This is a genomic window from Rhodococcus sp. Chr-9 (assembly GCF_000801125.1).
Lineage (GTDB): Bacteria > Actinomycetota > Actinomycetes > Mycobacteriales > Mycobacteriaceae > Rhodococcus > Rhodococcus pyridinivorans.
Map to the genome: position 1 here is coordinate 192380 of NZ_JTIZ01000073.1, position 12598 is coordinate 204977.

Annotated in this window: 10 protein-coding genes and 2 pseudogenes; 3 read left to right on the forward strand and 9 right to left on the reverse strand. The window is 67.0% G+C overall.

All coding sequences use genetic code 11. The features are described from left to right. Window positions 1–106 precede the first annotated feature (106 nt). Window positions 107–2719, forward strand: coding sequence for an AMP-binding protein (locus tag QR64_RS09825; RefSeq protein ID WP_374214086.1), 2613 nt, complete (start codon window positions 107–109; stop codon window positions 2717–2719). Between the two features lie 113 nt (window positions 2720–2832). Here the strand turns inward: QR64_RS09825 and QR64_RS09830 are convergent, their stop codons facing one another. The 7 genes from QR64_RS09830 to QR64_RS09860 all read right to left on the reverse strand — a co-directional run bounded on the left by QR64_RS09830 (window position 2833) and on the right by QR64_RS09860 (window position 10208). Beyond that, window positions 2833–3873, reverse strand: coding sequence for an acyl-CoA dehydrogenase family protein (locus QR64_RS09830; RefSeq protein WP_019290827.1), 1041 nt, complete (start codon window positions 3871–3873; stop codon window positions 2833–2835). Then, window positions 3870–5015, reverse strand: a complete 1146-nt coding sequence (locus QR64_RS09835; protein WP_006553729.1) for an acyl-CoA dehydrogenase family protein — start codon at window positions 5013–5015, stop codon at window positions 3870–3872. Before QR64_RS09835 ends, QR64_RS09830 begins: the two co-directional genes overlap by 4 nt. Continuing rightward, window positions 5012–5620 (reverse strand): TetR/AcrR family transcriptional regulator, encoded by a 609-nt coding sequence (locus tag QR64_RS09840; protein WP_231781561.1) that lies wholly within the window; start codon window positions 5618–5620, stop codon window positions 5012–5014. The genes QR64_RS09835 and QR64_RS09840 overlap by 4 nt, the downstream gene beginning before the upstream one ends. Then, window positions 5617–6648: an AMP-binding enzyme gene (locus tag QR64_RS09845; protein WP_039585040.1), complete on the reverse strand. Its 1032-nt coding sequence runs from the start codon at window positions 6646–6648 to the stop codon at window positions 5617–5619. The genes QR64_RS09840 and QR64_RS09845 overlap by 4 nt, the downstream gene beginning before the upstream one ends. 2 nt (window positions 6649–6650) lie before the next feature. Further along, entirely contained in the window at window positions 6651–7808 is a 1158-nt protein-coding gene (locus QR64_RS09850) for an acyl-CoA dehydrogenase family protein (RefSeq protein ID WP_006553733.1), read from the reverse strand. 40 nt (window positions 7809–7848) lie between these two features. Beyond that, entirely contained in the window at window positions 7849–8658 is an 810-nt protein-coding gene (locus QR64_RS09855; RefSeq protein WP_039585042.1) for a crotonase/enoyl-CoA hydratase family protein, read from the reverse strand. Between the two features lie 113 nt (window positions 8659–8771). Continuing rightward, entirely contained in the window at window positions 8772–10208 is a 1437-nt protein-coding gene (locus tag QR64_RS09860) for an ABC1 kinase family protein (protein WP_051121662.1), read from the reverse strand. Between the two features lie 186 nt (window positions 10209–10394). On the opposite strand from QR64_RS09860, the gene QR64_RS27725 reads away from it, so the two are divergent. After that, window positions 10395–10760: sigma factor (locus QR64_RS27725; RefSeq protein ID WP_268814371.1), on the forward strand; the 366-nt coding region annotated here is incomplete at its 3' end. Window position 10761: 1 nt separating this feature from the next. Next, a pseudogene (locus QR64_RS27730) lies at window positions 10762–11401 on the forward strand (RNA polymerase subunit sigma-70); the annotation flags it as partial. Between the two features lies 1 nt (window position 11402). Here the strand turns inward: QR64_RS27730 and QR64_RS27735 are convergent. Next, window positions 11403–11856, reverse strand: a pseudogene (locus tag QR64_RS27735) (VOC family protein); the annotation flags it as partial. 118 nt (window positions 11857–11974) lie between these two features. After that, window positions 11975–12508: a hypothetical protein gene (locus tag QR64_RS09875; protein ID WP_039585044.1), complete on the reverse strand. Its 534-nt coding sequence runs from the start codon at window positions 12506–12508 to the stop codon at window positions 11975–11977. Window positions 12509–12598 lie beyond the last annotated feature (90 nt).

Genomic DNA, 12598 nt, shown 5'->3' on the forward strand with positions numbered 1-12598 from the left:
ACGACCGCGGCGACATGTGTGTGTGGGGGGGCGAACCCCATAAGGTGGTGGTAAAGGCCAATTCAAGCCCTCGGTTGTCAGGTTTGGCAGCCCTTACACTCTATCGGTGCTCAGCCCGTTCTTCCGCAAGGAACATCGTCGCGTGCGTTTCGTCCTCCATCTGGAAGACTTCGGTGACGCCCCAGCCTTGATCACCCAGCAGGAAACCGTCACCTACAGCGACCTGGCCGACCGAGTCCATCGGGCAACTGCCCGGCTGGGCAACACCCGCCGACTGGTGTTGATCGCAGGTGCCAACGAGATCGATGTTCTTGTCGTCTACCTTGCAGCCCTACTCGCCGGACATCCGGTTCTGCTGGCGCCGGGCGACCACCCCGCAGCCTTCGAAGGCCTGATCGCCGCATACCGACCCGACGTGGTGGTGCGCAGTATCGACGGGACCGTGACGATCGAGGAACGGGGTGACGGTTCTGCGCATGTACTGCACCCCGACCTGGCGCTGCTGCTGAGCACCTCCGGCTCGACGGGCTCCCCGAAACTCGTCCGCCTGTCCCATCGCAACGTGCAGTCCAATGCAGAGTCGATCGCGGAGTACCTCGACATCCGTAGTACCGACCGGGCAGTGACGACGCTGCCGATGCATTACTGTTACGGGCTCTCTGTCATCCACAGCCACCTACTGCGCGGAGCCGCAGTGATCCTCACGAGCCGCTCGGTGACCGACCCGGCGTTCTGGGAGCTGTTCCGAGACCACCGCGGCACCAGCTTCGCCGGCGTGCCCTACACGTTCGATCTGCTCGATCGGTTCGGATTCGACGAACTGGACCTACCCGACCTGCGCTACATCACCCAGGCCGGCGGTCGACTCTCACCGGATCGGGTCCGCGCCTATACGCAGTCGGGCCGTGAGCGGGGCTGGGATTTCTTCGTCATGTACGGGCAGACGGAGGCGACCGCACGGATGGCGTACCTGCCTCCGGAACTCGCCTCCGACTATCCGCAGTCGATCGGACGAGCTGTTCCCGGTGGATCCTTCCGGCTCGAGCCGATACCGGACGCTCCGGACGGCACCGGTGAACTGATCTACACGGGGCCGAACGTGATGCTCGGCTACGCGCACACGCCCGAGGATCTGGGTCTCGGGGACGTCCTCGAGGGTGAACTGCGGACCGGCGACCTCGCGCGGCAGATCGACGGCGGCGTGTACGAGGTGGTGGGCCGACGCAGCCGTTTCGTCAAGATCTTCGGGCTACGGATCGACCTGCAGCAGGTCGAGTCGACCCTCGCCGAACAGGGACTGACGGCATGCTGTGTCGGCGGGACGGACGACATGATCGTGGCGGTCGAGGGTGCGAGCGATCTCGAGGCGATCCGGTCCGCGAGCGCACGGGCCTGTGGTCTTCCCGTCGCGGCCGTGCGTGTGTGTCTCGTCGACGAGCTTCCGCGGACCGGCACGGGCAAACCCGACCTTCGGGCAGTGGCCGAGCTCGTGCACCACGCGACGCCCGATTCACCCGAGGCAGAGAGCACCGTCGTGGACACGGCCGCCCTGCGGACCCTGTATGCCGAGGTGCTGCACAGTGGACAGGTCACCGACGACAGCTCGTTCGTGAGCCTGGGCGGCGACTCGCTGTCCTATGTGCAGATGTCTCTGCGGCTCGAGCGCATGCTCGGCTATCTACCCCAGAACTGGCACACCACCGCGATCAAGGATTTCGTGCCTACGCCCCGGCGACGATGGTGGCGGGCGGTCGAGACCAACGTGCTGCTCCGCGCTGTTGCGATCGTGCTGATCGTCGGTTCGCACATCCGGTTGTTCGGGGTTCTCGGCGGCGCGCATGTGCTGCTGGGGGTCGCCGGATACAACTTCGCACGCTTTCATCTCGCCACTCCCCGTACCGAACGGGTGCGACATGTCCTGGGCAGCGTCGCCCGAATTGCCGTACCCAGCATGGTGTGGCTCGGCGTCGTGATCGCACTGACCGGGGACTATCTCGTGACCAGTGCGTTGTTGCTCAACGGCATTCTCGGCCCCGACGGGTGGACGCCCGAATGGCGGTACTGGTTCATCGAAGCGATCGTGTACATCCTGCTCGTAGTCATCGCGGTGTTGTCCATCCCGCTCATCGACCGTGTTGAGCGCAGGCACTCGTTCTGGTTCGCGATGGCCTTGGTGGGTGTGGGTCTGCTCCCCCGCTACCGCGTGATCGAGCTCGGGGACGGCAACAATCTGATTCTGAGCGCGTCGATGGTCTTCTGGTTGTTCGCCCTGGGCTGGGCTGCCGCTACGTCGACGACCGTGTGGCACCGAATGATCGTCACGGCGGTGATCGCAGCCACGGTGCCCGGATACTTCTCGGGCGATCTCCAGCGAGAACTTCTCGTCATCGGTGGGCTGGGCCTGCTGGTGTGGCTCGAGTCCGTTCCCTGCCCACCTGTGCTGAGCCGGATCGCAGGGGTGCTGGCGAGCGCGTCGCTCTACATCTACCTGACGCACTTCCAGGTGTATCTGCCGCTGCGAGAGGACCATCCCTGGTTGGCGTTCGCCCTGTCGATTCTGGTCGGCATTCTCTTCTGGCAAGCCGTGACGGTCACCCTTGCTCTGCGTCGACGGGTCGGTGCTGCGCGGGCGAAATCCGATCCGAATCCGGCCGGTACCAGCAGTGGTTCGCCCCCGTCCCACGCTGCGGAGATGCCGGGGAGATCCCCGGTGGCGTGAACTGTCACTGCTACTGGTTCGAAGATCCCGGGACGCGTGGTGTGCAGTCCTCGCCCCTGTGAACGACATCGATAAGACCGCGTTGAAGCATGCACCGACATGTCTCGTGCTCGTCAGCGTGCCGGGCCACCCGTGATCAACGCCCACACGTCCCCGGCTTCACCGGCCGCGGCGAGCAGTTCGGAATCCCACGACGCGACCGTGCCGAATTCGCTGCGCCACGACAGGATCCGGTTGGCGTGCCGATGCAGCTCGTGTTCCATCGTGAAGCCGATCGCACCGAGCGCCTGATGCGCGTTGCGGGCGACGACCGACGCCGCATGTCCGGCACACGACGCGGCCGCCGCGATCGCGAAGCGGGTCGACGCGTCATCGAAACCACCGGCGAGAACGGCATCGACCGCACCATCCGCGGCGGCGTGCACGAGCGAGGCCTCGGTGGCGATGTCGGCGACGAGCGCCTGCACCGCCTGGAACTTGGCCAGCGGACGACCGAACTGCACGCGGGCAGTGGTGTGATCGACGACGAGCTCGAGAACCCGATCCATCGCACCCGCGGTGGCCAGCGCACGGACGAGCGCGCCCCGGTAACGGAACTCGTCGGCGGTGCCCGCCGGAACGTCACGTCCCGACAGTGCCGACAGGTCGACGCACACGTGGTCGCGGGGCTCCGCCGCCAGGTTCACGGCCTCGACGATCTCGACATCGCCGCGAGCGACCTCGGCGACCTGCCATCCCTGCGGTGACTCCCACAACACGACGATCGAGTCCGCGAACCGGGCCCACGGCACGTGGCGTGCGCGGCCGTCGGCGTCGAGCACCGCGGCGGTACGCACGGCCGGCACCGCCTCGAGGCCTGCCTGCTCGAGGAGCCAACCCGCGAGCAGATCGTTCTCGGCCACCGGCACGGCAGCAGCAGCACTGCCGGCAGCTTCGAGCAGCAGGGCGGCTTCGAGCCATCCCGCGCCGCTTCCACCACTGTCCTCCGAACCGGTGAGCCGATCGAGGCCGAGCTCGGTGAGGGTGCTCCACAGGGCACGATCGAGTTCGACGACGTCACCGATGCGGTGGTCGTCGCCCGAGGTGAACACCTCGGACAACATCTGTGCGAAGTCGCGCAGTTCCGTCGACTGCAGTGCGTCCTGCCCGCTCATCTCATCCCCAATCCTCGTGCGATGACCCCGCGGAGGATCTCGCTCGTGCCGCCGCGCAGTGTGAAGCCCGGTCGTTGCATGACTCCTGCCCGGACGAGCTCGGCCAGATGTGCGTCGGCCGCGGTGTATCCCGCGACCTCGTCGGCGAGATCCGCCAGGTCCCCTTCGGTCTTCGTGCCGAGCACCTTCACTACCGACGCCGCGAGTTCGGCGTTCTCGCCACGTTCGAGGGACTCGGAGACCGCGGTGGACATGCGGTGCAGACCCGCGATGCGCCCGATGGTCGCTCCGATGCGGGTGTCCGCTTCGACGCTGCCGTCGGCCACACCGTGTACGAGGGATTCGAGCACCCCGAAGGTCGACAGGAAACGTTCGGGACCGCTGCGCTCGTAACCGAGCTCGCTCGTCACCTGTTCCCAGCCGGCGCCGATCTGTCCGAGCACCAGGTCGTCCGGGACGAAGACGTCGTCGAGCAGCACCTCGTTGAAGTGGTGGTCGCCGGACATCGACAGGATCGGGCGGATGGTCACGCCCGGGGAGTCGAGCAGCACGATGAACTGGCTCAGCCCGTCGTGGCGGTGCGCGGGATCGAGCGGGGCGGACCGCGCGAGGCCGAAGAAGGCGTCGGCGTGGTGCGCCCCGGACGTCCACAACTTGGTGCCGGAGATCCGCCACCCACCGTCCACCTGCGTGGCCTTCGTCTTGACGCTCGCGAGGTCGGATCCGGAGTCGGGCTCGGACATTCCGATGGCCCAGCAGATCTCACCGGCCGCGATGCCCGGCAGGAACCGCTGCTTCTGCTCTTCGGTGCCGTACTTCAGCAGCGACGGTGCGGCCTGGCGGTCGGCGACCCACTGGGCGGCGACCGGCGCGCCCACCGCGAGCAGCTCCTCGGTGACGACGAAGCGCTCCATGAAGGTTCGTCCGTGTCCGCCGTACTCGACGGGGATCGTCATGCCGACCCAACCGCGAGCGGCGAGTGCGCGCGTGAACTCGGGGTTCCATCGCGTCAGCCAGGTGTCGATGCCTGGGGTGAACACGCCCGCGTCGATCTGTTCCTTCAGGAACGCCCGTACCTCGGCACGGAGTTCCGTCAGTGCCGGGTCGGGGGTACCCGCCCTCGGCACGAGTCGTGCACTCATCGTTGATCTCCTTCTCCACCGGTGATGGTGGGACACAACAGCGCCAGCGACAGGTCCGCGTAGCGTTCCGCGATCTCGTCCGGACCGTCCGGGCCCTCGGGGTCGTACCAGTTGGCGATCGCCGAGACCATCGCCAAAATCGATCGGCGGCAGTCGTCGGGATACTTCGTGGTGAAGACACCTTGTGCGACACCGCGATCGATGATGTCGCGGATCCGCCTTCGGCCGGCACGCCGGCCTTCCTCGTACAGCAGCGCACCCTCGGGTTCGAGATTGCGCACCTCCGTCGCGATCATGCGTCCCTGCTCGGGGAACTGCGTGCGGAAGATGACGTTCCCCTTGACGAACGCGCGGATCTGCTCGACCGGATCGTCGCCGACGCGGGCGAGTTCGGCGTCACAGACCGCGTCGTAGGTGTCGACGCCGTCGAGCAGGATCGCCAGCAGCAGATCCTGTTTGTTCTTGTAGTGGTAGTACAGGGCGGACAGGCTCACGCCTGCCTCCTGCGCGATGGTCCGGATCGACGACGAGCCGTATCCGTTGCGCACGAACTCTTTCCGGCCCGCCTCGATGAAGACGCGCTGCTTCGGCGACAGCACTCTCACGACAACGCTCCGGTATCGGCGTACTGCGCGATCAGCTCGCCGAGCCTGCCCCTGACCATCTTGCCCGTCGGCGTGCGCGGCAGTTCGTCGACGAACCGCACGTGCCGGGGGCACTTGAAACGCGAGAGGCGCTCCCGGCAGAACCCGATGATGTCGTCCTCGGCGTCGTCGGATCCCTCTGCCTCGGGGACGAGCTGCACGAACGCTTCGACACGTTCACCGCGGTCCGCATCCGGCACGCCGACCACCGCGACATCCGCGATCGACGGGTGCAGCGCGAGGACGTTCTCGATCTCCTGCGGGTAGATGTTCACCCCGCCCGAGATGATCGTGAACTTGTCCCTTCCGGTGAGGAACAGATAGTCGTCCTCGTCGAGATATCCGACGTCGCCTGTGGTGAACCAGTTCTTCTCGAAAGGGTGCCTGGTGGACGCCGTCTTGTCCGGATCCTTGTGGTACTCGAACGAGAAGTCGTCCCGCTCGAAGTAGACGGTGCCGATCTCGCCGGTGGGTAGCCGATTGCCGTTCTCGTCGCAGATGCGCGCCAGGCCGAGTGTGCCCGGGCCACCGAGCGCCTGCGTCGACACGCCGTACCGCAAGAGCGCGGCGTGGTAGATCGGTGCCGGCGACAGGTAGACGGTGTTCTCGTCGAAGGCGACACGGTGCGTCACCTTCGGGGTGAGCGGCACGATCGCCTCGGCGAGATCGGCGAGCGGCGCCGAGACGACGAGCACCTTCGCGTCGCAGTCGTCGACGAGGTAGGCCGCCTCGACGGGAGCGAGATGCGTGTTGACGAAGGTGACGTAGACGCCCGAACGAACTGCCCCCCAGTATAGTTCGAACGCAGTGACGTCGTTGACGGTGACGACCGCGATGTGGTCGCCCTTCCCGACGTCGTGTGCGCGCAGCCAGTGCGCGAACCGGACGGACGCGCCCTCGAGCTCCCGATAGGTGAGCGTCCGGCCGGTCGCGGCCTCGTGCACGGCGGGCCGATCCGGGGCGACGGCGGCGTAACGGCCCGGGTACATGCCTACAGCCCCAGATCCTTGGAGATGATCGTCTTCATGACCTCGCTGGTGCCACCGTAGATCCGGGTCACGCGGGTGTCGGCGTACAGCCGGGCGATCGGATACTCGGTGATGTAGCCGTAGCCGCCGTGCAGTTGCAGGCACTTGTCGATGACGCGACCGGAGACCTCGGTGCAGAACAGCTTCGCGCGGGCCGCATCGGCGACCGTCAGTTCCTTGCGGTCGAGCAGTTCGAGGCAGTGGTCGACGTAGACACGCGCGGCCTGGGTCTCGGCCGAGCACTCGGCGAGCACGAACTTGGTGTTCTGGAACGAGGCGACGGGCTTGCCGAAGACCTTGCGTTCCTTGGTGTATGCGATCGCGTGGGCGATGGCGGCCTCGGCGAAGCCGACCTGGTTCAGAGCGATGCTCAGACGCTCCTGCGGCAGGTTGTGGGTGAGGTAGCCGAACCCCGCGCCTTCCTCACCGAGGAGGTTCTCGACCGGCACCTTCACGTCGGTGTACGAGAGCTCGGCGGTGTCCTGCTGGTGCAGGCCGATCTTGTCGAGCTTGCGGCCTACCGCGAAGCCCTCGGTGTCGGTGGGCACCGCGATGATCGACAGGCCGCCGCGGCGGTTCTCAGGATCGAACGGACTCGTACGGCAGACCGTGAGGATGAGGTCGGCGGTGACGCCGCCGGTGATGAAGGTCTTCGCGCCGTTGATGATGTAGTGCTTGCCGTCCTCGGACAGCTTCGCCGAGGTCGCGATGTTGGCGAGGTCGGAGCCGGTGCCGGGCTCGGTCATCGCGATCGCGGTCATGATCGAGCCGTCGGCGAAGCCGGGCAGCCAGCGCTGCTTCTGCTCCTCGGTCGCGTACTCGAGCAGGTAGGGCAGGATCAGGCAGGCGTGCACGGTGTAGGAGCCGAACGAGACTCCGGCGCGCGCAACCTCTTCGAAGACGATCGTGTTGAACTTGAAGCCGGACTCGCCCCCTCCGCCGAACTCCTCGGGGACCTGGATCCCCAGGATGCCGAGTTCGCCCAGCCGGCGGAAGAATTCGCGGGGCGGGCGACCCATCTCGTCCCATTCCTCGCGATGCGGCGCGACCTCACGTTCGATGAAGTCGCGCACCATCTTCCGGAACTGCTCGTGTTCTTCGGTGAAGATCGTCCGCTGCATGGCTTGTCCTCCGGGGTGTGGGGGCAAGGAGAGGGGAAGGTCAGTTGCCGGTGAAGTCGCCGGTGCGTCGTTCGAGGAACGCCGAGAGGGCTTCGCGGTGGTCCTCGGTGTGGTGCGAGAGCGCCTGGAAGGAGGCCGACAGTTCGAGCAGCGTGTCGAGATCGACGCGCTGACCTTCGCGCAGCAACTTCTTCGTCATGCGCAGTGCGCTCGGGGGGTTGACGGCGACGCGGGCGGCGAGCGCATTCGCGGCGTCGAGGAGCTGCTCGGGTTCGACGACCTGCGAGACCATGCCCCAGTCGAATGCCGTCGCGGCGTCGACGCGGTCGCCGGTGAAGGCCATCTCGGCGGCGCGCGCCGCACCGACCGCGCGCGGAAGCAGCCAGGCGCCGCCGTCGCCGGGGATGATGCCGAGCTTGACGAAGCTCTCCGCGAAAAACGCCTTCGACGAGGCGATCCGCATGTCGCACATCATCGCGAGGTCGCAGCCGGCGCCTACGGCCGGTCCGTTGACCGCGGCGATGATCGGGACCTCGCAGTGGTAGATGGCGCGGGGCAGGCGCTGGATGCCGTAACGGTAGCCCTCGCGCAGGGCGTGGGGGCTGCCGCCGAACATGCCGCGACGTTCGTCCATGTCCTTGACGTTGCCGCCGGCGGAGAAGGCCGATCCGGCGCCGGTGAGAATGACGACGCGGGTGTCGATGTCGCGGTTTGCCTCCTCGACGAGCTCGACGAGACGGTCGACGACGTCGTCACCCGAGATCGGGTTGCGCGCCTCCGGAAGGTTGATCGTCCAGGTCACGACGTTTCCGTCGCGCATGCTCAGTACGACGTCCTGCGAAGTTGCCATTGCGGTCGCGGTCCTTCCGGTAGCCAGTGTGTGGCTCGCACCATAATTTGGTCGAACGATCGTTCAAATTACGGGGCCGGTCGGATCCTGTAAAGACCGAACGGGCTCGTGGCTCAGTCGGGCAGGCTCACGTTCGATTCGGCGATTCTTATGGCTACCTCGTCCGGGAAGATGTTCCGGAAGACGAAGGGATCGCGGCCGAGCACCCAGCCCGGCGCCAGCGCGGTCGCGTAGCGCTCGAAATATCCGAGCTGCTTCCCGAACAACACGAGTTCCTCGGGCGTCGACGTGTTCCACTTGCGGCCGAGCGAGACGAGCGCACCGATCAGTTCGCTGAGCCGCAACTCCCCCACGTCCTGACCGAGCAGCGGACCGAAGATCTCGGCAACCTGCCGGCCGACCGCCGCGTCGTCGACGTCGAGATCGGCGGCGACACCGAGCGCCCGCACACTCTGCGCGACCGCCGTGAAGTCCCCGTCGAGCAGGGCCGCGCGGAACAACGCCCGCAGCAGCGCGCGCCACTTCTCGGGCAGTTCGCCGACGATGCCGAAGTCGAGCAGCGCGACACGTCCGTCGTCGAGCAGCCAGAGATTGCCCGCGTGCACGTCGCCGTGGAACGGGCCGTGACAGAGCACCGCCTCCATCCACACCTTCACTCCGCGGCGCACGAGCAGGGAGGTGTCGAGATCGTCCTGGCCCGGCACCACCCGGTCGACGGGCTTGCCCTGCAGGCGCTCCATGCAGATCACCCGCGGACCGCACCACTGCCAGTACACCTCGGGCACCGTGACGTAGACGTTGTCGCCGAACGCGGAGATGTTGCGACGGAAACGATCCTGACGATCCGCTTCGACCGCCGCGTTGAGCTCGGTCATCGTCGCGTTGTAGAGATCGCGGATGATCCCCGGAGTGTTCGCGATACGGAAGAACTCGAAGAGCTGCAGCAGCTTCGCGCCCATGTAGGCGGCGCGCAGATCGACGAGCATGCGGTGCGCGATCCCCGGTCGCTGCACCTTCACCACGGCCCGTCGGCCGTCGCGCAGCACGCACCCGTGCACCTGGGCCACAGACGCCGCGGCGAGCGGCACATCGTCGAACGACTCGAACATCTCGTCGATGCGGTGTCCGAGATCCTCCTCGATCACCGCGCGGGCCTGCTCGGAAGGGAAGGTCGGCACGTCGTCGAGCATGCGCAGGCACGCGTCGGCGAGGGCCGCGGGGAACAGTCCGGGTGACGACGCGATGAGCTGGCCCAGCTTCACGAAGGTCGGCCCGAGATGTTCGAAGGCGTCGACGGTGCCGTGCGCGGCCGCTTCGACGACGCTGTGCTGCCGGGGCCGGACGGTCCACCGCAACACCGCCCACACCACGAAGGCGATCAGGACGGCGGCGACGACCACGGCCCGTCCGAGCTCGGCCGGCCCGAACCGGTCGAGCGGAGGCCGCTCGACGTCCAGTGCCCCGGGTGGAAGGACGTCGGCGAAGGGGCCGACGGGCCCGTTGCGCTCGGGCCTGCTGTGACCCCGCGCTCCGGATACGCCTTCGCGCAGCGTGTACTCGTGCACGACCTGTCCCCACTCCGTCCACCACGCGCTCACCTCGGCGCGACTTCGTGCACGGTACCTGTATCCGGCCCCCCGATCGAGACCCGGCGATCATCTGTCTTCTGTCGGTGCCCCCGACTACTCTCTGACGGGTAGCGGATTCGGGTCCGACCAGCCGGGGGTATCGCGCTCATGACCGAACAACTGCTCGAAGAATCTGCCGGTTCGACATCGACGTCGACCGATTTCATGGAACTCGCCGAGCCGTTCCGTCGCGAATTGCTCGCCCACTGTTATCGCATGAGCGGGTCGCTGCACGATGCGGAAGACCTGGTCCAGGAGACTTACCTGCGCGCCTGGCGCGGTTACGAGAACTTCGGCGGCCGCTCCTCACTGCGCACGTGGCTGCACCGGATCGCCACCAACGTGTGCCTGACGGCGCTCGAAGGCCGCAGTCGCCGGCCGTTGCCCACCGGGCTCGGCGCGCCCAGCTCCGATCCCACCGACGATCTGGTCACCCGCCCCGAGGTGCCGTGGCTCGAGCCGTTCCCCGTGGGGNCACCGACGATCCGTCGGATCCCGCCACCATCGCTGCCTCCCGCGATTCCGTCCGCCTCGCCTTCGTCGCGGCCCTGCAGCATCTCTCCGCTCGTCAGCGCGCGGTCCTGCTGCTCCGCGAGGTCCTGCAGTGGCGCGCCACCGAGGTCGCAGCCGCGCTCGACACGTCGACGGCGGCGGTCAACAGCCTTCTGCAACGGGCACGTGCGCAGCTGAAAGACGCCCAGGTCCGCGACGACGACCTCGCCGAACCCGACAGCACCGAGACCAAGGCGTTGCTGCAGCGCTGGGTCGACGGCTTCGAGAAGTACGACATCGATTCGCTCGTCGAGATGCTCACCCAGGACGCCGTCTGGGAGATGCCGCCCTTCGAGGGCTGGTACCAGGGCCCCGACGCGATCGTCACCCTCATCAAGCACCAGTGCCCCGCGAAGGGCCCCGGCGACCAGGTGCTGCTTCCCACCGTGGCCAACGGCCAGCCGGCATTCGGGCTGTACATGCGAGGGGAGGACGACCGCCACCACCCTTTCCAACTGCAGGTGCTCGACATCGTCGACGGTAGGGTCGCGCACGCCACCGTCTTCTTCTCCGACGACACCGCCGGGTTGTTCGCCAGGTTCGGGCTGCCGGAGGACCCGGCANCCTCGGCAGGCGCAGCTTCCGTAGCATCGGCCTGCTGAGCGGCGGCCATGTCCATCCACATGACCTCCCAGACGTGGTTGTCGAGGTCGCGGAACGCCCGCTGGTACGCGTAGTCCCCCATCTCCTCCTGCGCCTTCTGCGCGCCGGTCGTCACCCATTCGCTGCCACCGGCCGCGATCGCGCCGTCGACGAGCGCGTCGACACCTTCGCGACTGTCGGCCGACACGCACATCAGCACCTCACGGGCCTTCGTGGTGTCGCAGATGTCGTCGTTGGTGAACATCCGGAACATCTGCTTCTCGAGCAGCATCACGTAGGTCTGATCGTTGATCTTCAGGCAGGCGGCGTTCTCGTCGCAGAACGACTCGTCGAACGTGAATCCGAGCGTGTCGAAGAATGCGCGGGTGGCGGTGATGTTCTCGACGGCGAGATTGACGAACAGCATGCGCGACATGGTTTCTCCTGTGGTCGGCCCGTCCTGTGCGGGACGCGGTGCGGGTGTCACCGATACAGACCGGCCGCCCCGTGAGAACTCATCGCGCACCCCGAGATTTCTCGGCGCGGTGTGGTCGTCACTGTTTACCGAGCACCCAGACCGGGCCCGTGATCAGCCAGATCACCGTGATCGTGGCGAGGGTGGGGAAGATTCCGTACAGCGCCGAGGCCTGTTCGCCGTTCGCGACGGTCGATCCGAGCCCGAGCACGGCTGCCGCACTGATCCCGGCCGCGAGCAGCCATCGCCCGAAGTCCACACATTCCTTGCGGAAGGCCTCCGGGCCCTCCTTCGGAGCGCGTTCCGGTTTCGGACCACCCGCGAGGTGATAGGCGAACCGCCGGTCGGCCCACCGGACGACGCTCGGCCCGAAGGCGACACTCGCACCGAGATAGATACCCGCGGCGCGGTGGACCCAGCCGACCTCCGCCCCGTTGTGCAGATCCACCGCGACGGCCGCGAGCAGAACGACGTCGATCAGCGGGATCAGGGCGAGCAGCACCGTGCCCGTCCTCCGGAGCCGGAGCAGATACCGGCACACGAGGCCGGCCGCGAGCACGACCCAGAACGCGATCTCGCACCCGACGATGAAAGCGGCGATGTGGCTGAACATGACCTCAGAATCGCGCGCACATCCCCCCGCGCGCGTCGCCCGATGGGCGGCAAATGCCTCATCACTTCGGGTGACGCCGACCCTGATCCT

Coding starts and splice junctions, on each gene's coding strand:
- QR64_RS09830 (WP_019290827.1), bottom strand. CDS start 3,873: ATGAGCGGGCAGGACGCACTGCAGTCGACGGAACTGCGCGACTTCGCA.
- QR64_RS09835 (WP_006553729.1), bottom strand. CDS start 5,015: ATGAGTGCACGACTCGTGCCGAGGGCGGGTACCCCCGACCCGGCACTG.
- QR64_RS09845 (WP_039585040.1), bottom strand. CDS start 6,648: ATGTACCCGGGCCGTTACGCCGCCGTCGCCCCGGATCGGCCCGCCGTG.
- QR64_RS09850 (WP_006553733.1), bottom strand. CDS start 7,808: ATGCAGCGGACGATCTTCACCGAAGAACACGAGCAGTTCCGGAAGATG.
- QR64_RS09855 (WP_039585042.1), bottom strand. CDS start 8,658: ATGGCAACTTCGCAGGACGTCGTACTGAGCATGCGCGACGGAAACGTC.
- QR64_RS09875 (WP_039585044.1), bottom strand. CDS start 12,508: ATGTTCAGCCACATCGCCGCTTTCATCGTCGGGTGCGAGATCGCGTTC.